The organism is Saccharomonospora amisosensis (assembly GCF_011761185.1).
In the GTDB taxonomy this organism is placed as follows: Bacteria; Actinomycetota; Actinomycetes; order Mycobacteriales; family Pseudonocardiaceae; genus Saccharomonospora_A; species Saccharomonospora_A amisosensis.
Genome location: NZ_JAAOYM010000002.1, coordinates 131054 through 156467, shown reverse-complemented (window position 1 = coordinate 156467; position 25414 = coordinate 131054). Strand labels below are relative to the sequence as shown.

Sequence of the window (25414 nt, the reverse complement as noted above, 5' to 3'; positions counted from 1 at the left end):
ATCCCTTGTGCAGCGAGGCGAAGCTCGCTCGCCTGCCCGAGCCAATATACTGGACGGACCCATTTCCGATGTGGATGCGCCCACCGACGCCATTCAGCCGTGGTGCGTTTCGCCGATGCACCCATTCGGGCAGCCCAGCGAGCACACGCACGTGCAGGTAGGTCAAGGGGCCGGGGTTGGACCCGACAACAAGAGCGTCACCGTAGAACCCGCGCAGGAAAGCCAGATTCTCCCGGAAGTCCGCTGGCTCGACCAGTTGCCCACCGGCCCGCGCTGCTTCTGCCTCTTCCCTGGCCAGGTCGAGGCCGATGAACAGGTTCAGCCCGACAGCGTCGAGCAGCGTCCTCGGAGGTTGCTCCAGGACGTTCGCTCGCAGGAAGTCGACATATCCCGCTGTCTCCCCGGTCAACTCCTCCCCGGCAAGACCGGTTGTCTCGTGGAGTGCTCGATATGCCGCCGCCAGCAACAACTGCGACTGATCGTCGAAGAACGCCCGGCCGCGGTCCCACCACACCCCGATCTCGAACAAGGCTGCGTAGTTGGGGCCCAGCGGATCAAACAAGACCGGCGCCGACGGACTGCGTAATGCGCGTTCGTTAGACCAATCCGGCTTCCAGGTGAACCCATCCGCCAGCTCGCGTGTGGCTTCCGGTGAACCTTCGGGCCAGGCGAGTGGCTGATCCGGCCGCAGCTCCGCCAACATGCCCTCGAGCCGATCATTGCCGTCGAGTTCACCGCGCAGTTGCGAGTTGTATCGTCGAAAAGCGGCACTCAACTCGGTGAGCTTCGCCGCGGCATCGACCACATCGGCCGCTGATCCCAAAGCGGCCGCGGCCTGTGCGTATTCCCCCACCTGTCTGCCGGTACTCACCACCGCTTCGCGCATTCGCCGCGCGAGCTGTCCGGCGTCGGTCCACCTTTCGTCCGTGGCGGACGCCTGCTCGACCCTGCGCCACATCACTTCGAGCGAGTCCACCGCGTGCCACGCGTGCCAAGCCGCGCGGTGCTGCTGCCGCGGGCGCGGCCCCGCCCATTCATGAGCGGTGCTCGGTAGCGGATCGCTGAGCTGGGCTGCCCTACGTGCCCTGGTAATCGCGTCGTTGACGCGTTGGTCGGTCTCGATCCAACGGATGTTCGCTTCGGCCGTCCGTTTGGCCCATTCGTAGTCCAGATACGCCTTGCCGGCCGTCCGCCTCGCTTCGGCTACCCGTAGCTTGGTCTGCTCGGTGACGGCCGTATCGCCGAGCGGATCCGTCCGCGACTCCTGCCGCAATGCGTCGCGCAGGTTCGCCTCGGCGAGTTCGACGTTGGCGGCCTGCCGCGCCAGGACCAGGATGACGTCGACGCTCGACGTGATCCGGTCCGGCACGCTCGCCCGCAGTTCGGCGATCGACGAGGCGGCGGCCCGCTCAGCGCCCTCGCGATCGCGGGCGTAGGCGACGTCGAGCTTCGTCAGGTTCGCAAGAGTGGCCTGATCCAGCCGCCGGACGTACTCCAGTACGGCGAGCTCGCCCGCCAGCGACATCTCCGCGACAACGTCGCCAGGCAGGTCGGTTGCCTCGGCCGAAGACACACCGTGCGCGAGAGCGACCGCGGTTCGTGCCGCGTTGTGGACGAGGTCTGTGGCGGTGGCGAGCTCGTCGGTGTCCAGCGGCATGCTGATGTCGGCTGGAACCTTTCTGATGTGGCCGGACCTGGCCGTCGACCGGTTCAGCTGGTGTCGGTCCGGGCCCATGCTCGGCTCGACGACCGGGCGGTTCTCGAACAACTCCTCGACAACGGTCTTCGAATGCCACGCCGTTTCCCCAGTCAACGGGTAGCGCCACTCAACCAGCGCGTCCAACTCCGACGGCTGCGACCGAAACTCGCGAACCAGGTCAGCCAGCACGGCCGGAAGCGGCCCATCCAGTCCAGCCGCCCAGGCCAACACCGCATGGTGATGTGCCTTCTCCCGCTCCAACATCACGCGGCGTACCGCGTCCGGCCACGAATCCTCCGACGACCAATCCAACGCCTCCACAGCATCGGCGAACGACCCGGACAACAACGTCGCCAGTTCCTTGACCAGCGTCGCCGCCACGACACCGGCCTCATCACCCACCCGCAACCCCACCCGCCCGGAACCCCAGTCAACAAGACCCGACACACCCAGATACGGCCGCAACCGCAACCTGGCCGCCTGCGCCTGCTCACCACTACCGAACGGGAACGCCTCAGCGATCCCACGCGGACTCAACTCGAAGGCACCGGCAAGCACCTCGTCTATCAGCGCCTCCAGCGACTCCGGAGTCACCGACGCCAGCCCCACACCCCTCAAATGATCGGCAAGCCCCCGCACACCGCGCTTGGCGAACCTACCGATCTCGCGTTTCGCCGTCCCATCCAACCGCGACACAACCCGACCAGCCTCACCGGTCGCCACCGACGCATCGGCGTCGTCCTGCCCGGCGGGGGCCACGCCGTCGCCCAGCCCGTGCACGCGGTGCAGGTATTCGGCGAGGTCCGCGGGCGTCGCGTCCAGCAACCAGTGCGCGCCGGTCAGGGCATACCGCAGCCGGATCGGCAGCCCCGGCTCCGGCCCGACCACCCGCTGCCGCGCCACCACCTCCAACTCCGACGCGACAAACCGGACGGCCGCCTGCTCCATACGCAACGCCCGGTAGGCACGGTCAAAGTCGGTTGGTTGACCCGCTGATCCCAGGAACCTCTCGGCAGCCGTCCGATCAACCAGCCAGGAAAGTTGGTGAACGACGATACCGAGCGCGTCCAACAACGAGATTCCCTCGACCACGAGAAAACCAGGCCTGTCCCGGCCCGTCGCCGACGGATCCTCAACTACCCGCGTGAGGAACCGGAACGCCTCAGCAACCGGGTCGTCCTCAACCTCCCGCAGACCCGTAACCGACACGTTGTTCAACCGGTCCGTCCAGCCCAGTACACGCTCCGGCAACGCCCCAGCGGCCACCATCCGACCCAACCACCCATGCAACTGGACCTGGCTAAACACGTCCAACCTGCCGTCTCGGTCGGTGACGACCGAATGGTTAGTGACCACCTCAGGACCGAACGGATCCAACCGCTCCAACGCATGCAACGGCTCCGCGTCCTTGGAATTCAAGAACCAGGACGGCAACTCACGGGCTCGCCGCGTGATCGCCCGGATCGCTTCGCTAACATCGGTCAACCGCTTTTCAACAAAGCTGGCACCGAACCCGCGGAACAGATAGTCAACGTAGACCGCATCACGGCTCAACTCCCCAACAGCAAGCTTCAGCTCGTCGACCAGCCTCCTGTCATCCCAACCAGCGCGTTCATCCGCGAGTTTGAAACGAAGACCAGACAGCGCAGCCACCGCCTGCTCAGCACTCTTCTCAACCGCAGTAGGCAGAAGCGGCCCGCTGGGCTCGGCCGCGTTCAGCGCAACATCTGTCGGAGAACCCAACGATCGCTGAACCAACGCCTCAGGAGGAATCGGACGCGCGAGCCGGTCCAACCACACCTTGCGCACATAAAGATCGGTGGCCTGCTCCTTATCACTATCCCTGGTGAAAACCAGATCAACGAGTTCACGGAAACTGTCCGCCCGATCGTCGCTGTCCGGATGCCCCGGCAACCCCTGACCCCACACACTAGAACCAAACGACTCACCATCAGCGAAATCCGAAGGCAACGGCTGCCCGGATGCGGCGATACGTTTGGCCGCATCCACCATGCCCAACGCCAACTTGACCAACACCTGAACCGAGCCGGGATCATAAATCGCATCAGGGAACCGGAACTCGATAGTGCCAGCCGTCGACGAACTCAGATGCCTACCCGCAACAAAACGGAACCGTTCAACCTCACCAACAGGCATGCTGAGCGGCACACGAGCCTCAAGCGGCCGAGGCACCTCCAAATCAGGATTAGCACCAAGCCGAGCAAGCACATTCTCAAACCTGCGAACAATCCCTTTCAGCACCCCCGCCGCCACCTCATCAACATCGCCCGCATCCACATGAATATGCAGACCAGTATTCTTCGTCGCCTGCCCACCCATCTCCGGGATGACCTGCACATAGGTCCGCAAATCCTGCCAACTCAGCGCTGCCCGCGGATCAAGTATCCGAGTAATAACCTCACCAAACGTGGTATCAGCAGCGGTCTCAACCTCAACAAGCCCCCCATCACGTTCCATCGAATAACCCAGTTCCTTCAACGCACCCGGCTGCTCCGGTTCCGCCGAACGAACCAAACCCTCACGATGCAACTCCTCAGCCACCCGAGTCCGCAAAAACACAATGCGATCCATACGACCGGCGAACTCGATCTCCACCCCAAACATCCTGCGAGAATCCGTGACATCCTCAATCAAATAGGGCACCGGCTGCCCAGCCTCAACACGCACCCGAGCACTCTCAGCCGCCTCGCGATACCGACCAGGCACAGCAACATAACCATCACCAGGCACAAAAGCACGCACCCCCACTCCCGGACCACCCTCACCCAACGAAACACCCCCACCACCAACACCACCCCTCACACCAGTAACCGTCACCACCTCCCCCAGAACGGCTTCGACGACGGTCACACCCTGCGCGGTCAGGGTGTGGGCGATCTCGTCTATCGGCGCGGTCTCGCCGGTGCTGATGTCGAGCAGTGAACCGGTGGGCAGGGCATCGGCCAACTTGTTGAGCAGATAGCTTCTCGTGCCGGTGATCCAGCGGCGGTCCCAATGACCGAGGCTCACCTTCAGCGGCCGCGCCTCGTCGGCCGTGCCGGGTTTGCGCGCGGTGAGCGTGATACCCAGGGAACCGTCGAGCGCGATGTCGATGGCGCCCAACTCGGCGAGCCTGCGCACCAGTTCGGGAACGCGGGCACTGAACTCGCCGTCGGCGCTGATGGTCAGGATTCCGCCGTCTCGCAGCACGGCCATCGCGCCCGCGAGGGCGTCGTTGCCCGCGCCGAGGATCGTGTCTTCGGAAACGTCAACGAAGCGGACCCCGGCGAACTGCCCTTCTCCAAACATTCCGGCGGTCAGCTCACCGACGACCTCCGGCTGGGCTTCGGGGTCGTTGTTGAGTGATATCTCGCCCGGCCGCAGTGGCGTCGACCCTGGAGCACGGCCGCCACCGACCACCAGTACCGGCCCGTCGACGGCGTCGGTGTCGTTGGCGTGAGTCCTCGGCAGTCTGGCGACGACCTCGTGCCCGCCGTCGGCATCCGTCGAGGTGTTCACCTGGTCGAACCACGACCGAAGCGAACGCTCGATCTCGCTGACGCTTTCGGCGGATTCGTTCGCGACGTGCACGACCAACCTGCCGTCGGAGGTCAGCAGGTCCCGTGCTGCTGCTACAAGCGGGGCGAAGCTACCGGTGAACTCGTCCCTTTCCAGCCGCTCGAACACGATCTCGGAGTAGATCTTCCCGGCACCCGTGGCCGACAGGTCCCGTGCCGTGCCGGTACTGACGGTCAGCCGTGGTTCGGACTGGTGCAGGCCTGATGAAGCAGACCTCCGCGCAGCAGCACCGCCATCGCTCCCGTATTCCCCGTCCGGCGCGGTGGGGTCATGCCTGGCGATAACGAACGGAGCCTCGCCGGGACGGGCCCGGAGCTCCGACACCGGGGAGATTCCCGGGTCTGGGTCACTTCGACCCGCAACAGCATCCAACGGGTGCTGCCGCTGTGGCTGTAGCCGGTCGAACTGGTCACGACGGACCGGTTCCACCGTTGTCGGTGGTGTAGCGGCCGACGATGTCGGCGATTGCGCCGAACGTGATGTCCCAGGGTCGGCGTGGCGAGCCTCGTGGGCCGCGACAATCTCGCTGACCTCGTCCTGTTGCTCGCTGAGCCGCGCCAGCGCATCGGCGTAATGGCCCCACATCGCCATGGCCAACTGCACTCGATACGGCGAGAGTTGGGCACCCATGTACGAAAGGACCATGCGCAACTGCTCGGCCGTGAGGAACTCACCACGACTGAACCACTGCCCGGACAGGATTGTGGTCGCCGCCGCCAGGACCTGCGACCCGAGTTGGGTCAACGCCTTGAGAAGCGTCGGGTTGTCACCCAAGATCAGGGTCTTCTGGGTGACCGTCGTCCGCTGTTGAGCAGGAAGATTCGTCCGGAGGAAACCGGGAACACCGGGAACACCGATCGGACCGTGGTGTTCGGTCTCAACCCAGCTTCGCAACAGCTCAATGAGCTCGTGAACATCACCACCGGAAATGATCACATGCGCGTCGCCTGCGCCCTTCATCCACGTGGCTGGCCATCCCGGCGGGCTCGGCTGTACAGCAACGATCCTGTCCTTCGGGTGCGGGAACGGGTTGTCCCGGTCGCGCCGCATCTTGATCCTGACCAGATAGGTGCCGTCACCGATCCGCTTGATCCACTCGACGTTCGGAGAAATGAGACCAGGCAGCTCGCCGCTTCGAAGCAGTGCGTCGATGTCGAAGACCAGCGAGTCCGCGCTGCCCATCAACCGCCGCCAGTCCTTCAGGTAGGGCTCCAGCTTCTCACGTAGTTCCGGGTGGTCGGCGAGGACATCCTGCAGCCATGCCACGGATTCGGCAGCGGCATCAGTCATCGCCAACTGGACGTCGCGAACTTGCTCATCCAGATCATGTGCCTTCGGCTCGGTCTCACCGAGCTTGCCAAGACTCCTGGAAGCGGTCAGTTCGGCGTTGTGCCGGATGGTTGGGATTCGCAACGCACCACCGACGAGCGTTGTCAGCCAGTTGGCGAGCTGTTGCGCCGCGAGGACCGCGTTCTTGTTCATCACCGCCGTGAAACCGCTGATGGCGCCGCCGCCCAGCCCTGCCAGCCACGCGGCCAGCGCCAGCTGCCCCACCGAGCGAGGCCCGAATATCTGGCGGCCGAGCGCGTCCGCGTGCCTATGCACGGCCGCAAGTGCCTGTCCCGTTTGTTCGTTGCCCAGCCAGTGCTCCGGCAGGAGCATGCTGAACCGCCGTTCCTTCTGCTCACGCAGCGGCAACGTCCAGGTTCGCTTCCCCTCCCGACTCGCAATCGACGGGACCTCGAGCTTCAACACCTTGCGGGCAACCCGGTCGTAGCCACGCTGGGTGGTGGTTGGCCTGCGCAAGCCCTCGCTCAGGTCCACCCGTAGGCGCAGCTGATCCTTGATAGGGCTGCCCCGTCGTGGGGAGATCACCAACTCGGGATTGCCCTCGTCGTCGCGGTTTACGGTGACGTCCACGTCACCGCGTGCCTCCATGACCTGCCGCACTTCCTCGGCCGCCAGGTCCAGCAACTCCAGCCGGTCGGTGGGCATCAGCGCGGCAGATTCCCCGAGGCTGTCCGCTCCGCGTCGCCGTGCGGCCTCATCCGCCACCGCATTCGCGGCATCCCGCACGGCATCACCGGACTCGGTAGCCAGACTGGCCAACTCGGCCTTTTCCTCTATGCTCTCCGGCTTCTGGTACCCAGTCTTTTCACGTCGGCTGTGTCGTGCCAGTTCGGCCAGGAATCCGCCATGGCGGCCCAATGTGAGATCGAGCTTGATACGCCCCAGTGCGGTGCCCAGACTGCCACCCAGTTTCACGCCGATGATGTCGAACGCGCCCAGAACGTAGGCCATCGAGACGGCGATTGGGCTTTCCAGACTCAGCGGGCCGACATGTTGCTTCCCGAGTCGGGCCACGCTCGGCAGCCGCCACAGCTTGGCTGCTTCGAAAACGACGTGAGCCAGCTCCGCCGACAGCCGGTTCGACAGCTCCTCGGACAGTGACTGATCGCTTCGCAGAATGTTGGTCGGGACTGCGATCCGGTACGTCTGCCGGAGGCTGTTCGGATCGCCGCCCACGAGCGCCACGTGCGGTTTGTTCCTCACCTCCGCCGTGATGAGGACACGTAGGTTCTCGCCCGTGGCGAGCGTCATGGTCAGTGCGCCAAGTTCCGCCCTGGCACGCTCCTGTTTCGGGGCAAGGCCGTCGTTGGTGGGTGTGAAGGTCGCGTCTCGAATGCCGCGAATGTGTTCGCGGATCTCCTCGCTGGGTATGTGACGATCCTGGATCCCGCTGCCAGTGGTGTCACCGTCGCGCCCTTGCGCTCCGTCGTTCAACCACCTGACCATGCGCTGGGCGACCTCTTGGCCCGCTTGCCGGAACCGCTCCCACTGCTGATCAGTCAACGGCAGCGGCTTCGACACTACCGGCGGCTCCGGCAGCGTGATGCCGAAGCGCGCCACCACAGGGGCCAGCTTTAGCCGCAGGGCACGGGCGTCATCAGCCAGCGACTCACGTGTCGGGCCAATCCCTCCGCCGAAGGCGGCGGTGAACGACTTCGCTTCATTGGTCGCATGGACGAAGCGGGCCTTCGAGTTCTGCATCAACGTTGGGAATGTCAAGAAGGAGGTCAGGTTCCCCAACGTCTGCGCGAAGAAGTAGAGCGAGTTCGGAGGCAGACCCAATACACTTGAGAATGCGGCCCCAACGAGGGTGCCGATCAGGGCACTTCCCTCCGACACCCGTGTCAGAGCGAGCTCGACCTTCGAGTTGATGTGCTGCGGCACCCATTGAGCGGTCTCCTCCTTCAGAACCCGCTCGATCGCCTCATCCACCTGCTCCCGGCTCGCGCCTTTACGTATGTTGAGTTCGAGCCGGTAGGGCCCGAGCCACTCGCGGTTCACCGGTTCGCCCTCGGTGCGGCCGGTGAAAGCGATCTGTACCGTGAACATGGGCGATGACGTGGCCGGACGGCGATCGCCCTCTTGTTTGCGCTTCGCCCAGAGCTCGTAGATGCCGCGAGATTGCTCGACCTTGGCGTCCGCTGCCCGAGGCAGCGTGTCCACGTACTCCGCGGGCCGCAAGGTCTGCCTCTTGATCGGATACAGGTCCGACCACCTGGTACGCAACGCTACGACGAGCTCGCCGGTGGCACTTCGCCACGACGGCGTCTTCTCCCCCTGGTCCTGTAGGGCACTGTGAGCGTAAGCGACCTCCGGAGTCGGATGTTCATCGAGCAGTCGAAGCCGCTCGATGAGGCGCTTGTCGTCCACTGAAAGCCCTCGCACCGACCGCAGCATCGCCGCGAATCGAGCGTCGCTGTCAGGCAAATGCTCGGCCAGGCTCAGGCCCAGGTTCACCACTCGCCGAAGGGCCTCCTCGATGCGCGCCAGTTCCGGATCCGGGGAGTGCTTCGCGCGCCACGGCCCGGACTTCGGCGGCTGATGGCCCTCGGCGCGCAACCGGTCGAGCACCCCCCGGCGCGCGTTGAGCAGCCCGACCAGCCGTCCCAGCACCTCCCGGTCTCCTGCCGAAAGGCTGCGCATCCCGCCCCAGGAAGGCTGCCGCAGCCGGGGCGCGAAGACCTCCCGCCCCTCCACGGTTCCTTCCCTACTTGGTGGGACCAGCGCGGCCTCGCCCACCTGCGGCACCCGCCTTGCGAGCACCTCATCCACCGCGGCCTTGAGGCGACCCTGTGTCGCCGCCACGGCGGCATCCAGCTGCCCGGCCCGCTCGAAGGCGGCGACGGCCCTAGCCAGCGCCTCGGCACGTTCCGCGCCGAGAGAATCCCTGACCCGCGCCAGAGCGGCCTGCGTCTCGGTCTCGCTCTCGGCCGAGGCAAGTTGCTCCAGGTTCTCGGCGAGCAGCAACAGCGGCCGCTGGGCGGCCTCGGCCATCGCGTCCCGCGCCTGCCCGAGCGCGTCGCGCAATGCCTCACGCGAGTTGGCGAGGTGGTCCAGTTCGGCGACCACCCTGTCGTAGTCGGAACCGAACCGGTGCTCGCGAAGTCGACCGGCCAACTCCTGGGCTCGCGCACCCAATCCCTCGGTAAGCGATTCGGCTCTTGCGGCCAGGTACGACAGCGCGTTCTGGATCTCCTGCGCACGCCTCGGGACGGCCAGTAGCCGTTCCAGCTCACCGACGAGCTGGTCGAGTTCGGGGTCCGTGGTCGACGTCTCGGCCTGCTCGGACTCGCGCGAGTCGAGCCGTTGGAGTGCGTCCACGACATTCAGCAGTTCGTCTCGCACCTGGGCGGCCTGCTGGTCGATCTCCGTCAGCAGCTGCGGTAGCTCCCCTACCCGGTGGCCTTCCCGCAGATCGAGACCAGCGGCCTCGGCGAGGGTGGAGAGGTCACGTAGCGCCTGGGCCTCGGGCGACTCCGCTGAGTCCGGTTCGGGCGGCAGCCACACCTCCGGCTTGTGCGCAGGCATTGGCGGCACCTCAGGACCCGGCCGTGGTCCCAGCCCCAACTCCGCCGCGACGTCCCGGCTGATGGCGCCTGCCGGAACCTCGGCGTCGGACACCCATGCCGCCAGCCACGCCGCGTACCGCAGTCCGTACCGTTCGACAGCCGCCTTGATCAGATTGTGTGGTCGTTCCCCTGGCGAGGCCGTTGCCGGGTCGGCGGCGTAGTAGCGCGCAAGTACGGCGTCAGCGGCTTCGTCCAACCAGGCGCGCTGGGCGGCGTCGTGGTGTTGGATCTCGGCGAGCGCGTCCGGCACGAAGTAGGTGTCCGAGCCGGGGACGGCACCGAACTCGTCGAGATCGACGGGCCGCATGTCCAATCCGGCCACCACCAGCGCCGCGCGGTGGCGCAGGAACTGGTTCAACTGCCAGGGTTCGAACAGCGCTCCGCGCGCCGCCGCCTCGGCGGCCATTCGCCACAGCGCCTGCAGGTCGGGACGCGAGAACTGGCCACTGTAGCCCGCTGCCCGCAGTAGGGCCGTGAAGTCGGCTGAGTCGTCGAAGCCCCACGCGGCGGCGGCCTCGGAAATCTCCGGTGGCGCCCAAACCGACTGGTCCGGCCCCAAGTTGTTGCGTTCGGTCGCCAGCATCAGGGAGAGATTCCTGGCGTCGCGCTCCGCGGGCAGCGCCTTGTCCCACCAGGATCGCCCTGACCAGCGCTCGTACAACTCCTTCAGGTACTCGACCCCGTAGCGCGCCGCCACCCGGATGGCGTCTGGCAAGGCGACTCCGAAGCGCTGGTACCACACCGGAAGATCCCGCTCGGGATCGTGCTCCAGTAGATCGCCGATGCGGGACAGCACCAGTGGGTAGTCGGGAACGTTGACGGCCAGTTCCTGGCGGCGTTGCTCGGCCAGCTCGCGGAGCACCTTGTCGACCGGCCGGTCCGACTCACGGGCGTACGCGCCAGCCTGGTCGATGTCAACGCCCACCCCGGCAGCAAGGGCAGCGCCGCTGGTTTCGAAACGCGGGGGAGACACGGCGTGCTCGGGTGACCCGTCGGTCGCGCGACTCCCAGCCTCGGTTTCCTGGGGCGGCTGGTCAGGCTGGTGATTCGGCTCAGCAGGCGCTGATTCCTCCGCCAGCATCGGCGGCAGTTCGGTCAGCACCAGCTCCCGCAAGGCCGCACCGACAAGCAGGTCGCGCCGTGGCCCCTCCGGTGGCACGGCGGGCAGCACGATCTCCGCCTCGGCCGGTGAACGGTCGGTTCTCACACTGACGAACGGGGTGGCTTGCTCGGCGTCAAGGCGCAGTTCGAGCCTCACCCTGTTGCCGCCGGGCAGTTCCCAGAGTCCGGGCAGGGTGGTACCGGCATCCGACTCCACGGCGGCGGCTCCGTGGCTGGTCAGCCAACGCGCGGTCCAGTCCCGCACCGCGTTGGTAACGCCCTCATCGATTGTCGAGTCCGAAATGGTCGGCCACGACCCTCGGGCACGCACCACCTCGGCGCCCTCCGGCGCAGCCGTGGGTGGGTCGGGCTCTGGAAGCTGCCGGTCGCCGGAGTCGGGTCCAAATCCCGGCTCGATCGCGTAGCGACCGCGCAGCAACGAGTTGACCCAGTTCTCGGCGTGCCTGCTGCCCTGCTCGGAGTCCTGGTAACGAAGCCGCACGACATCGGCGAGTTGTTGCCGACCCCAGCGCGCCACCTCGGCCAACCGTGGGTCCGGCAGCGGTTCCTCGAACGCCTCCAGCCAGGTCAGTAGTGCCGCGTGGTCCTCGATCTCCCGGCGCACCATCAGCTCGCGCAACGCCTGCCCGCGCGCCTCGATATCCGGCCCGTCGATCGCCGCCGCCGCGTCGGCCGGGGACGTCCGCAGCGAGGTGATGACTTCCTTCATCAGCGAGGTGGCGACGATCGCGACCGGTTCACCCATCCGCAGCCCGACCCGGCGGGTGTCCCAGTCGAACACGCCGTAGGAGTCCAGATACGGCCGCAGCCGCCGCCTCGCCTCGGCTGTCTTGCCGAGGTCAAAACCCTCCCGGTAGGGGAAGGCCTCCGTAAGGCCTTCCTCGCTGAGCACGAAGGCGGATTCCATTGACTGGTCGATCCGGTGGAGCACCACGTGTTCATCGAGGTTGAGCGCCCGCGCGACGACGTCCGCATGCTGTTTGGCGAAGTCGGCGATCGCCTTTCTGGTTCCGTCCTCGCCTGCTGTCAGCCACTGGACCGTAGTGCCGTCCTCGGACATCCCGGCAGCGCCCTCGCGCGGGATCTGGCGGCCGATCGCCTCCCGCATGAACGGCGCCAGTTCACGCATACCCTGCGCGAGCCTCGGTGAATGGTGGCCGGGGCTGGTGGGGTTGATGCGCCGGACGTGCGGGGCACTGCCCTCCGGATATTGCTTCACCGGCTCGTACCGGAACGGTGTCTCGGGTTTGTGCTTGTTCGCGAACCACCTGCGGGCCAGCAGAACCGGGCTGGACAGCGTTATCGCCAGCGCCGCGCCGAGCGCGAGTGGTGACTGGCTCAGGCCAAGAATGCCGAAGGAGACCAGCGTGCTGCCCATCGTGGCAGCCGCGGCAGGCCCCTTCCACGGCGCGGTGCGACCGGTCTTGAACTCGATCTGCATACCGATCTTCGACACCAGGCCGGTGGCCGCGGTCAACGTGGTGGCGGCGATCCCCATCACGAGGTTGGTCATCGACCCGGTCATGGCGGCCTCGCTGAACTGCTGCACCGCCAACCCCGCGTTCACAGCCGTGAGCCACGGGAACGCGACAAGGTTCTGCAGCATCCGGTAACCGGGTCGCATGATGTTGTCGTAGCCGAGCCAGCCGCCGATCGTGTTCGAAAGCTGGGTACCGAAGAGGAAGATCGAGTCAACCGACAGGTAGCCGTAGGCGATCAACTGTTCGAACCCGGTCGTGGAGCTGACCTGGTAGGAGTGGCCGTAAAGGTTCAGCAGCCAGGTTCCGGTGAGCAGCCCGTTGAAGGTCTTGCCCCGCCAGCCCGCGTGCGGGTTCAGCGAGTTCAGCCCGTCGGAAGTCATGCCGAGCGCACCGCGGTTGAGGAAGTCCAGGTAGCGCGACAGTGCCGTGGCGGCGTGCTGAGCTCGGTCGAGGCGGGTCTCGCCATCGCCGAGCGGCAGCGAACGAATGGCTTCCAGTGACGCACCGAACTCCCGCGTCGCCCGGACGAACTCCTTGTGTGATTCGCGCAGTTGCCTCTCGAAAAGCTCACGGAACTTGCGGCCACCACGGGCGATGTCGAAGTTCTTGTTGAGCAAGATGTACCTGGCCAGCGCCATGGCTGCCTGCTCGTTCAGGCCCACCCGCTCGACAAGCAACTCCTTGTACACGCGGATCTTGGTGGTGTGCATGGTCTTGCCGAGCGTCAGCAGACCGCGCAACCCGAAGCCCACGGCGTTGATCCCGGCGACAGCGGCGACCGAAGCGGCACCAGCCGCACCCATCGTCGCCCCAGCGGCGGCCACCCCTACGGTCGCAGGGGCGACCACGGCCCAGGCGAACCACCTTCTGGCCCGCCGGTGCCTGTTCATCCGGTCCAGGATCTGCCGGGAGTTGAGCTGGTTCAGCTCCACCTCGTTCACCCTGCGGTGCACCGAGTCGATCGCCTCGCGCCGCTCCTGCTCGGAGGTGAGGCCTTCGGTTCCGGTCCTGGCGAACGATGCGGCCACCACGGCCTCGGTGGTACCCATACCCAACTCGTCGGTGGTCTTGATGGGCGGGAGGGCTCTGCGGTCACGGAAGTCATGCCTGACCTCGGCGACCCGGGCGACCGACTTGCGCACGATGTCCCGGAAGGCCGCCGTCCCAGCCTTTGCCAGCCGGTTCGGCGCGCCTTCCAGCAGATCGTGCGCGACGATCAAAGAGGTGAGTTGCGGGTTGTCCCGCCACGCCTGCGACGCCTCGCGGCCGGGAGCGGGCGAGCGCAGCCCCAACCGGTACGCCTCGGGACCCACGGCATTGTCCGGATTGGGCACCCAGCCTGCGGCAAGGAGTCGCCTGATCCTGGCGCGCACCTGGTCCCGAACATATTCGGGGACGAGTTCGTACACCTCGTCCCATGTTCCGGAGAAGTACTCGTCGAGGAGGCGCTGGTTTCCGCGTTGCTCTGCCAGATCGACCCGCCGGTCGAGGTTGTGGCGGGCGAGCATCCAGTAGATTCGCTCGCCGTCGGGCAACCGCCGCACTTTGTTCAGGAAGGTCTGCAATTCCGACCAGTGGCGGAAGGAGTGTTCCCCTGGCATAGGAAGGATCGCGTCCGATCCGTAGACGAACCGGTCGGGGTAGTCCCGCACCAGCTCCAGCAGTGCCCGCTCGGCGCCTGGGTTGGCGAACAGGTGCTGTGCCACCGGGTTCCACGAGATGTCGAAGGCGAGGCCAGGCGCGAGGTCCAGCAACCTGCGCATCCACCGAACGTGTTCGACCGAGATCGAGGTCCAGTTGCCGAGGCCCATGTGTGCCCAGGTGAGCAGGTTGTCGCGGAACTCCGGATGCTGCTGGTACAGCGCCAGCAGCGGGACGAGACCACGGTGGTCGGGGGGACCGACCTTGTACAGCCCGTTGTTCATGATTCGCGCCGCACTGGAGTCCTGGTGCAGCACAGACATGTTGCCGGTGATCTTGTCGGCCCACATCTTCTCGAGGAAGTGCGGGTTGAACATGTCCGGCACACCGTTGGAGAAGTCCGGCAGGCCCGTTGCCTTGCGGTCGTGGCCAGCGTCCAGAAGCAGCGTGTGCAGCCCGTCCCGGTTCTCGACCAACTTGTCAAGCAGGTCCGCGGCCTCGGTGCCGCTGACGTGCTCCCCCGAGCGCAGCGATCCGTCCCGGTAGAACACCGGCAGCAGATCGGCCGCGGCTTCCTCGACCCTGGCCCGCGGCAGCTTGCCCTCGGCAAGGTGGTCGCGGATCTGCTTCGCCGCCGCGAGCAGCTTGCCGACGGCCTCGGTCCACTCCGGGTTGTAGATCTTGTTCTCTTCTCGCCCGAGCATTTGGGCGACCATTTCCTTCAACCCGGTCTGCTCGGCGTTCACGTGGGTGCCGTAGAGCATCTTCATCGCGAGGTCGTAGCCCAGCGCACCCGGTAGGTCCCACCTGGTTCCGACCGGTCCGACCAGTGCACGCCAGCGATGTTCCGGCGGCAGGTTCTCGACGAACTGGATGATCTGCAGGTCAAGGAGCTTTCCCTGCAGCTCCAGCATCGGGATCTGCTCGGTGATGCCCAGGTAGACCACGTTGGCGAGGCCGTAGTAGAAGGCACCGCTCGCGGTGGCGAGCCCAAAGCCGCGTTCCCGGATGCCATTGATCAGCTCTCGGCCGTCGTGCCCCGTCTCCCGCAGGTAGCCAAACAGCGCCGGGTTCAAGCCGCCGTTGGCGTAGTCCTTCACGTGGCGGTGCACGTCGCTTCCCACGTAGGGGGCGCCTGGTGATCCGAGTAGCTCCGCCAGCGGCGGGTAGACGCTTCGCGCCACGAGCTTGTCGGCGAGTTCGGGATCGTCGGGCCGCAGCTTGGCGAACGCCTCGGCGCCCTCGTGGAACGGCAGCTTCTCGCGGCGCAACAGCCGGTCCCATGCCGGTTGCCAGGCGCGTTCCAGAGCCTGTGCCACCGGGACGACCTTGGTGTCCACGAACGGGATCTGGTGTTCGGGAATGATCTCGTTGCGGCCTGGGCTGACCACTCGCCGCGTCACCGCGCTGACGTCGACGTGACTGACCCTCGTGCGCAACGCGATCTCGTTGATCGTGACACCGCGATCGCTGGCCGCGATCATGGCATCCCGCAGGCCACCGAGGTACTGCCGGTGCGCGCTGTCGCGCGCCTGCCGAGCGGCGCTCAGCTCGCGGGTCGCGTCGGTCAGGTCGTCCCGCAGTCCGCGGATGTGTTCGGCCACCCGGGACAACACCTCCGTCGCTGACCCGGAAAGGTCCAGCCCCGTTGCCTGCTCGGCGAGCTTCACTGCCCGCTGCGGCACCGCAGAGCCGGGCGCACTCACCGAGAAGTCGCGCATCGCCACATACCGAACCGGCACATGCAGGTTGAGTGCGACATGCCAGGACGCGTCCTGTCCCTGACCGTTGAACAGGTAGCTGAGCAGCGGCGCCAGGCTGGTCCTTGTGCCGATCAGCTTCGCCCTGGCCTCGCGCACGGCGGAAAGCTTCTCGACGTACTCGGCCTCCGCCTCGCGTCGTGCGGGCTCCAGCTCCCTTACCCGGTTGTAGAGGATGCGCCTGCCGCCGAGCAGCTCCGACAACTGGCGTCGCCTTGGAGCGGGAGGTTCGCTGATCGGGTCGGGGCGCTGTCCGATGTCGGAAGATGTCCTCGCCTCGGCGGCCGCCTCCAGCGACCTCGCCCTGACCTGATCCTGCGTCTGCTTTGCCTCGTCGATCTCGGCTTTCGACGGCGGGTCGGCGAACAGCGGATCAGCCTGGAAATCCTCCGCGTCGGGAAGCAGATCCGCGAGCAGATCATTGACCACCTCCGCGTCCGCGCCGTCTCGCGCGTCGGTGATCGCCTCCGCCAGGGCGGTGTACGCGGTTTCCAGCCTGCTCTGCAGCAGCGCGTAGTGTTCGGCGAACAGCACCACCAACTCGTCCGCGTTGGCCCGGACGAGCTGCGCTGCGATGGCGGGCACCGGGTCGATGACCCGCTGCTCCTCCAGCACGATGCTGGTGACGAGTTCTTCCTGCAGTTCGAGTGCGTGAGCGACCTGGGCGACGACCGCTTCGGCCGAGGTCTGCCCTGACAGGTGCGTCAACCGCTCTGCGAACCACTTGACCCAGGTGAGCCGCTGGTCGACGGCCTCCCGTGCGCGAACGTAGTCCGCAACCAGGGTGTCTATGGTCAGCGGTCCGGAGTCCGCGTCCGGGTCCGGAACCCGAGCAAGCAACTCCGTCATGGACCGGGTCGGGCGCACCACCCGCTCGCCGGTGGCCGACGGGATGTGGTGGGCGACCGATTTGATACCGATCTCCGTCGCGACATCGCGTTCGGCTATGCCCACGGTGACGGGTGCGCCCGGCAGCTGTGCCGCCACCCAGGCTCCCGTGCCGAGCCCGTGCAGGTAGATGACGGCACCGACGCGGCGCAAGGTCTCGGGGTTAACCGTGTCGGGGCCCCACTGCCGCACCACCAACTCCGCCGCGCGCGCCAGGATCTCCTGGTCCTTGGTTTCGAGCCGCTGGATGGCGGCTACCGCGTCAGGCACCACGTCGGTGTCCGAGTGCGCGACGAAGGCCAGCGGCTCCAGCCCCTCGGGCCGCATCCTGACGGCCTCACCGAGCCAGCCGGGGTGCTGTTCGAGGAATGCCTGCCGCTGCGCGGGTGTCAGCAGCCGGTGCATCGACGCCAACTCGGCCGCGACGTGGCGCAGGGTCATCAGTTCGTCAGCCGTGGGATCGGCGGAAAGCCCTTCTGCATCCAGCAGCTCCGTGAAGCGGCTGACCTCGGCGTGATCGGCGCGGTCGAACCCGAACCAGGACGCCGCCTGCGCTACATCGCGGGGTGGCGGCTGGGACCAGACGTTGTCCAGTGCGATATTCAGTGAATCGGAAAGCGCGCCGGAAACTGCGGGATCGACCGCCGGACCGGCGCTCGGTTCTTCCCACGCCGGACCGGCGCTCGGTTCTTCCCACGGGCGTCGCGCCGACAGCTCGTAGAGGCTTTGCAGGTACTCGACGCCGTGTACCGCCGCGACCCGCATCGCAAGCGGTGTGTCGTCGCCGAACCGCTGGTGCACCTCCCGCACGTCCACTTCGGCGTGGTCCAGCAAGCGCTGCACAAGGTCCGGATCGGTCAGTATCTGCCCCAGCGTGCGTTCGAAACCACTGGGCGGCCTCGAACCCAGGTTCTGCGCGTGTGCCCGGAAAGCCACCACGGCGGGCAACTCGGTGACGATCGCCCGGCGCTGGTCTGCTTCGCCCAACCCTGCAGGTACTTCGAGCCGGTAGGTGTTGGGGTCCGACACCGACAGCACCAGCCGCGGCGCGGAAAGCCCGTGCCGGGCGGCTATCCGCACCCGGAACTGGTACCCGTCCGAGTCGGTGACCCCAAGCCACAGCCGGTACGGGTTGCCGTGTTCGACGACCCGCACCTCGCGGACCGAGGTTCCCAGCTGCTTGCGCAGTTCCGTCGCGGCGGCCTCGACGATTCGCAAGCCCGGCGGTTCGGCCATCCGGCGGTCGCCCGGTGCGACATCGGGCGACATCGCGTTGTCGCGCAGCCGCGACAGCACGATGCGCTCAACCCGCTCCGCGACCAACGCGGGTACGAACTCACCGAACCGCCGTAGCTCGCTTTCGGGCACGGTTGCGGTGAAGGATTCGGATTTCCCGTACCGGATCAGCAACCGCAACTCACCCGGGTCTCCCTGGCTCGTCGTCACGGTGAGTCGGTGGCCAGGAAGTTGCGCGTGAATGGCGTCCTCGATCGATCGCCGGCCGCCAAGCCTCGCGCGGTTGAGCGGCGCGGGCGTTTCGGGCAGAGGCGCCGGGGTCGAGGGGCTCGCGGGCGCAGGCGACACGATATCGCCAAGCGGCGGCAATGGCATGGAAGTCTCGGCCTGCGCGTTCCTGATCAGGTCGTGCAGACCGCCCTCCGCGGCGCGCAACACGCTGGGCAGCAGTTGCCGCAGCATCGCCACCTGCTGTGCGCGGTCGGCAGGCAGCCCGGGCACCACCCACTCGACCGGTGCGTTCTGCACCCACCTGCCATCTACCAACTCAAGCTCCGGCAGCGACAGCCGGGACACACCGGACTGGGGTGCGACACGCAGCTCCCACCGCAGCCCGTCGGGTCGTCCGATCAGCCATCGCCGACCACCCGACTCCGCTTCGAGCTCGACCGCCTCGATGTCGCCCCGCAGCACGGAGAACGCCGCACCGACCCCATCTTCCACCTCGTCCCGCGACAGGTCAGCGGCCTGGTCGGGGTCACGAAGGCCCACCGGCAGCGGCGGCATCACCTCGCCGCCGGCGACCGTGCTCACCGGCGCGGGAGCTACCGCTTCGGGGCGGGCCTGTCCGTGGCCGGTCTGCTCCACCGCGACTTCCTCGCGTGGAGGTTCGAAGTTGTTCGCGCCGTGCTGCTTCAGCGGCGCGATGCGGTTGAGGTGCCGGCTGCCGTCGTCGACCAGTTCAATCTGTTCGATGGAACCGTCGAGCCGGGTGGTGAACCGGAACGTGACACCGGCGTAGGTTCCCTCCACCTGCCATGCCCGCAGCAGCGTGTCGCCCTCGGCATAGACCCTGCCGGGTCTGCTGGCGATCGCCTCGATCGCCGCACGCAGCCTGGCGGGCACATCGTCAGCACCGAACCACTGGCGGCTGAGCACGACGGCACCTGGCGCGCGGACATCCGGACCGATGGTTGCGACCGCGATGTCGAGCGCGACGTCGGACAGCGTGATCGAGTGAATCGGATACTGCGGCGTCTGCCAATCCGCCGGAGCCAGCCCCCGTACACCGGGGATTTCCAGTTCGTTCGCCAGTGCCTTGGCGAAAGCCCGCAGATCGAAATCGAGTGCTACCGGGTTCGCGCCGGGCGGCACCGTTACGACAACCTCTTCAGAGGACCAGGCGTCGAATCCCGACCGCATCTCCTGCGCCACCTGCTGTGCCGCTTCCAGGGGCGACACCGAGGGGTTCCGGTGGACAACGACGGTGAATGCCCGGTCGGGCTGCCGTCGCACCGAGATGGGTGGCCGCTCACCACCCGACGTGGTGCTCGCGTCGTCCGGGGTGGCCCCCGTCGAGTCACCGCCCGTCGCGGCGGAAGTCGCACCGCCATCCGAAACACTCGCGGGCAGAGCGGGCAGAGCGGGCAGTCTTAGCCGGTCGGCCCCAGCAGGCACCGGCATCCGTCGCAGCAGTTCCTGCCTGCGCTGCCGGATAAAACGACGTTCCAGCACGTTGCGCGCCGGTGTCTGCTCCAGCCGCCGGTCGAGTTCGGCGAGATCACGGCTGAACGGCTCGGCCTCTTCGGTGATGATCCGCAGGATCACGGTCGCGCCCGTACCCGGCTCCGTCCATGTGGTGACCCAACCGACGCCGTCGCCCCACGCGATGTCCGCCGATACCAGCCGGTAGCCGCGTTCGGCCAACTGATCTTGCACCGACTCCGCGTCACGCACGTAGCTGTCGGCGGGCACCTGCACGGCCATCCGCAGTGCGGTGTCCGGGCCCTGCCGCACCCCGTGGCCGGTATCGACAAGCACCCGCGCGCCGTCGATCGCGGAAGTGATGTCGAGCAGTGTGAACGAGGTGGCGGATCGGGAGACGAACTCGGGTTCGGCTGAGGGCTCGGTCACCGCTTCGGCGTTGAACTGCACGGACACCAGCCGGTCGGTGCCTGGTTCCCGTAAGGCGAGGAGCAAACCCTGGCCGGTTTCCGAATCACCGTTGTCGAGCGTGCCGACGACCGCGTAGCCGTGTTCGGTGAGCTTGTCGGTCACGGCCTGCACATCGTCGGTGAACCGGGTGCCGTCCGGCAGCCGCACCCCGAACCGCGCCGGGCTGTCCGAACCCAGTTGCGCGGGCGATTGGACCAGTCCAGGCAACAGCATCGCGTTGTCAACCGTGCGAACCGCGTCCAGCAGCGCGCTCACCCGCTCACCGGCGGACTCATCGGGCCGCGCGGCCGGTGCTTGCGCTGCCCGCTCACCCTCCAGCACGTGGGGGCTAGGCAGCGGTTCGGCGCCCACGACCTCTCCGTCGACCTTGACGACTACCTCGAGGGTGAGCCCGTGGCGCTCTCCGCGCACCACCCAGGAACCGACACTGTCCCTTCCGACGACGATGTCCGGTCGCCTTGCGATGTCGGACACGATGGCGCGAACGACAGCCCGCGCGTTCTCATCACTCGCGAAGAACCGAGGGTCGATCCTCGGAAGTCCGGGAGAAGTGGCGTCCGGCCCGAAGTTCGCCAGAATCTCCTCCATCGCGGCATCGCTGACCGCGATAGTGCCGAGCCGAGGCGTCTGCGTTGCCGGCGCGGTGTCCCAGGCGTTGGGCCGCTTGGGTTCGGGGTCGAAGGCCAGCAGTTGGTCCGCGTCGGCCGGTTCGGCCACACCCGTGAGGATCTGCGCGCGCTGGTCGGCGATCCAGTGCTGTCGCAATGGATGCCGCTGCGCCTGGTCTTCGGCTGACCTGTCCAGTTCGGCCGCTTTGCGGCGAGCGGTGTTGGCGTCGGGGGTCTCCAGCCGCAGCCGGATCGACCGGCCGGTGGCGGGATCGTGCCAGGCCGCCACGATGCCGGGGTCGCCGTGGCGCCAGCCGTTCTCGATACCGCGCAACCGGTAGCCCAGCTCGGCGACGCTTTCCAGGATCGCGGTCGCGTGCTCGGCGAAACTGGCCTGATCCGGAATCCGCACCGAGTAGCTTTCCTCGGCGGAACCGGCGCCTGGCGCCTCGGCGAGCGGGTCCGGCAGCACGGTGGCACTGTCGGCGAGGGATATGTCGTCCGGCCGGTGCGTCGACAGCTCAGGATTGAGCACCGGCCGCACCGAGGCAATGGCCCGCACCAGCGGCATCGTCGCCGGGTTGAGCGCTACCGGCACCGAACCATTGGCGATCGACCCCAGTCCTTCGACCATCCGGCCCAGCTCGGCAGCCGCGCGCCGCAGAGTCAGGTTGGCCAGCAGTCGCTGCGACACGTCTGCTTCGGGGCCGTGCGCGGAAAAGGCCAGCATCGCCGGGCTGATCTGCACCAGGGCACCGTCGACGACGTCAAGTTTCGCGGGGATGACGCGATAGGTGTTGGGCGGAATATCCGGCCGCACCGCGACGAAGGTGTCCACGGTCGCGTCCTGGAACTGGATACGCGCGACCGACGGAGCGACGAACTCGACCGATTCCGGTAGCCCGGAGTCGTCGTGGGTCGTCAATTCGGCCAGCTGCTGCTGGTAGTGGCGCGTCATGTCGGCGAGACGCTCGCTGGTCGGCAGGGCCGATTCGACCTTGCCGGTCACCTCCTCCGCCGACAGCGCCCGCTCCAAGTCGTGCAGGTTGAACCCCTGCGTCGGCTCGCCGATCGCGACGTTTCCGTTACCGGGCACACTGTCGTGCAGGGCACGCAGCCCCTCCCGCAGCAGCGCGCGCATCTGCTCCACGGTGTCGGCGGTGGACACCTCCAACGTGCCGACGCTGTTCGTCCGCCAGACTCCGTCCACTCGCTGCCATTCCGGCGGCGTGCCGCGCACCTGCCCCGGCTCCACCTCCGTGCTCACACCGACCTCGAACGGCACCACCGTGCCATCGCGGTAGTACGCGACCAGCGTGCCCTCGGCGGGGTCGCCCACGATAGCGACCACATGTCCCCGGACGGAGTTGGCGGCGACCTCGTCGGTGAACGTGCCCGCCTGCAACGCGGCGATGGCTCCCCGCAGGGTCTCCTCGGAAGCCTCGACGCCGGCGGCTATGGCGCCGCCCTTCAATGCGTGCAGCAGGCGGGGCAGGCCCCTGCGCACATCACCGTCGCGGGAGGATTCGTCGCGAACCGCTGCCGAACCCTGGTCCGGCCGGACGTTGCCGGGTTTCAGCACCCTGGTGTCGGCCAGCGCCAGTTCGACCAGCTCCCTGGTCTGGGCCCTGATCTGCTTGCTCATCGCGGTGAACGATGCGTCCACCTCCGGTGAGAACCGGAACTCCGCCGGCACCTTCTCCACGTAACCCGCGGAAGTCAGCGCGAACTGGGCGGGGATGAACTGCACGTGCCCGGGTGGCAGCGTCGAATCCAGCGACATCCGCACGTTGGCCACCACACCGGAATCGGGTGAGGTGAGGGTGACCACGCCGGTCTCGTGATCGATCGACGCCTGCCCGCTCGATTCAAGAGCCTGGATTTCTCGTGCCGCGAACATCCTCGGGGCGTCAGGCCAGTCGGCGGTCTCGGTCAGCGGTTCACTGGGGGCCACCAGCCGAGGCTCACCCTGCACGATGTCGCCAACCCTGACTGGGGCCTGGCCTGCGGGCAACTCGCTGGTCGCCGCTCTGGTGTCCGTGATCTTGAGTTCGCCCTCGCCCGCGGCGGCCTGCTCATCGGGGGCCTCCTGCCGGATGGGCTCAGTCCAGACATCCCGCTCGCCCAGGGCATCCACATGCGAACGCCGATCGGTGATCTTGACGCCCGAATGTTCGCCTTCCCGATCCGAGACCTCGCCGTGTCCACCCTGTCCGGCTTCCGAACTCGGTTCCTGGCTCTCGCCTCCGGCATTGGTGGACTTCTCCTGGTCGTCGACGTTCTCCTCCGACGACGCGGTATCGGTCCCGCTCGTGTGGGTGCTCGCTGCTGCCGCCTGCTGCGTGGCTGGCGGCTGGCTGTGAGCCACAGTCCCTGAGCCGTCACCAGGCATAGAAGCGTTGCCGCCTGCGCTGGCGGTCCCGCCGGAGCCGCCCGAGCCGCTGCTACTGCCCCCGCTTTCGCCGGAAGCACCGCCACTGGCCGAACCCGCACCCGCGCTCGCACCCCCACCAGCGGAACCGGCGCTGCCCGAACCACCCGCACCCGCGCTCGCACCCCCACCAGCGGAACCGGCGCTGCCCGAACCACCCGCACCAGCCGCCGAGCCACCACCACCGGCCGAACCGCCACCGGTCCCGCCTGCGGCTCTCGTCGAGGAACCACTCGACTGATTCACCGCCGTGCCACCGGTAGTGGCGTTGTCTCGGGTCGCTGCCGCAGCGGCCTGTGCCGCCGCGGCCCCCGCGGCAGAAGTTGCGTTCGCGGGCGGAGCGCTGGTGAAGAAAGTGGTTCCCAGGCTGCTGCCCATTTCCGGAGCACTGAAGCTGAAGTTACGCAATGCGTGCCGCGAGTCGGCCAGGTTGTGCGGGATCTCCCTGAAGGACGCGTCACCAATGTGCTTTTCCCAGGCTCCGCCAACCGCACCGCCCAGCGCGGCCTGACCCACCTCGGACCAGCTCAGCTCGTTCGGGTCAGCACCAGCGGTTGCCCTACCAGGCAGCTGGAACTCGACGTTCGGATCGAGACCGGCGGTCACACCCATGGCACCGAAATAGGCCGCCACACCACCCGCCGCGCCGGTGACCAGGTAGCCGGGCAATGTGGTGGCGAAGCCAAGCGGGGCACCGCCGAGCCCGGCGCCGACCACCGCCGCCACGGTGGAGGCCCCGTTGTACTCGTACTTGAGCAGGTCTCCTTGGCCCTTGGTCTCCCACATGGTCATGCCCTGACCTGCTAGGTCGGACATCAGGCCGAAGGTGAACGCGCTGCGTACGCCGTACCCCATGAGCTTCTGGCCGATCACGCGCCACGTGCTCATGCCGCGATCCAACCGCGAAGCGCCTGCGGTAAGTCGTCCCACCAGACCTCTGCGAACCATCTGCGCCTGGGTGGCCTGCCGCGCCGCTGCCGCGAGAACGTCGTCGAGACCGCCTGCCGCCACGCGGGGCGTACCGCGGAACCGGCTTGTCAGGTGCCGGGCGATCTCCCGGTGTGTGGCCCTAGATGCCAACTGCCGGACCGCCGCACGTTCGGCTCCGTTCTGCACCGCATCGCGGAGGAGCTGCCGCTGGACCTGAGAAGCACCGATGCGCCCGGCGATCGACGAGGGCGCCATCCGCCGAACACCCTTCGAGCCCAGGTTCCACGCCCCTTTGGGGACTTGCAGAGCTGCCCGACCGATCTTCGGTGCGATGACAGGAACCACGTGTCCGACACCGAGAGCCGTCGGGACGAAGACCTCCCGCAACATGATCTGGGTTCGGATACGGGATACGGCGGCGAGGGTCTGTTGCGCGATCCTTCTCGCCGCTGCCGCGGCCGCCGCCATCGAGAGCGGAATCCCGGCCAACGTGGTTCCCAACGAAGGAAGCGCCGACAACACGGCCCTGCCCAGTTCGAAAGCCAGCATCGCCAGGTTCGCCTGGTACATGTTCTTCGACAGGATGGTCTGCTTGTAGAACTCGGCGTTGGCCGTGGTCAGGCTGAGTTTGGTCTTGGCGAGATCTCCCCCGGCAGCCGTGAACTTCGCCATGATCTGGCTGAAGTTCTGCGCGGCGCCCTGGCTCTGCCAGGACAACTGCACGTTCTCGGTTTTGGCGGCCAGGTCGCGCATGAACTCGGCGGTATTTTCCGCGTCGTCGATCAGCAACCGGACAAGCTCGGCGACCTTCAGCTCGTCGGCCTTCGGGTAGTCACCGAGAACGCCCCGCATTGCCATTCGCGTGACCGGCACGGCGACGGGAAAGCCAAGGAAGTTGTTCCAGGCCCGGATGAAGTCGTCGATGTTGTCGGCGAACTCCTCCAT

Annotated in this window: 1 protein-coding gene (only partly in view); it reads right to left on the bottom strand. The window is 67.0% G+C overall.

The window, feature by feature from the left end:
- Positions 1 to 25414, bottom strand: the 5' portion of a protein-coding gene (locus FHU38_RS23990) for an EndoU domain-containing protein (RefSeq protein WP_167176663.1). The gene continues 18959 nt to the left of window position 1, outside the view; the window shows 25414 of its 44373 coding nt (coding positions 1–25414); the start codon lies at positions 25412 to 25414; the stop codon falls past the left edge of the window.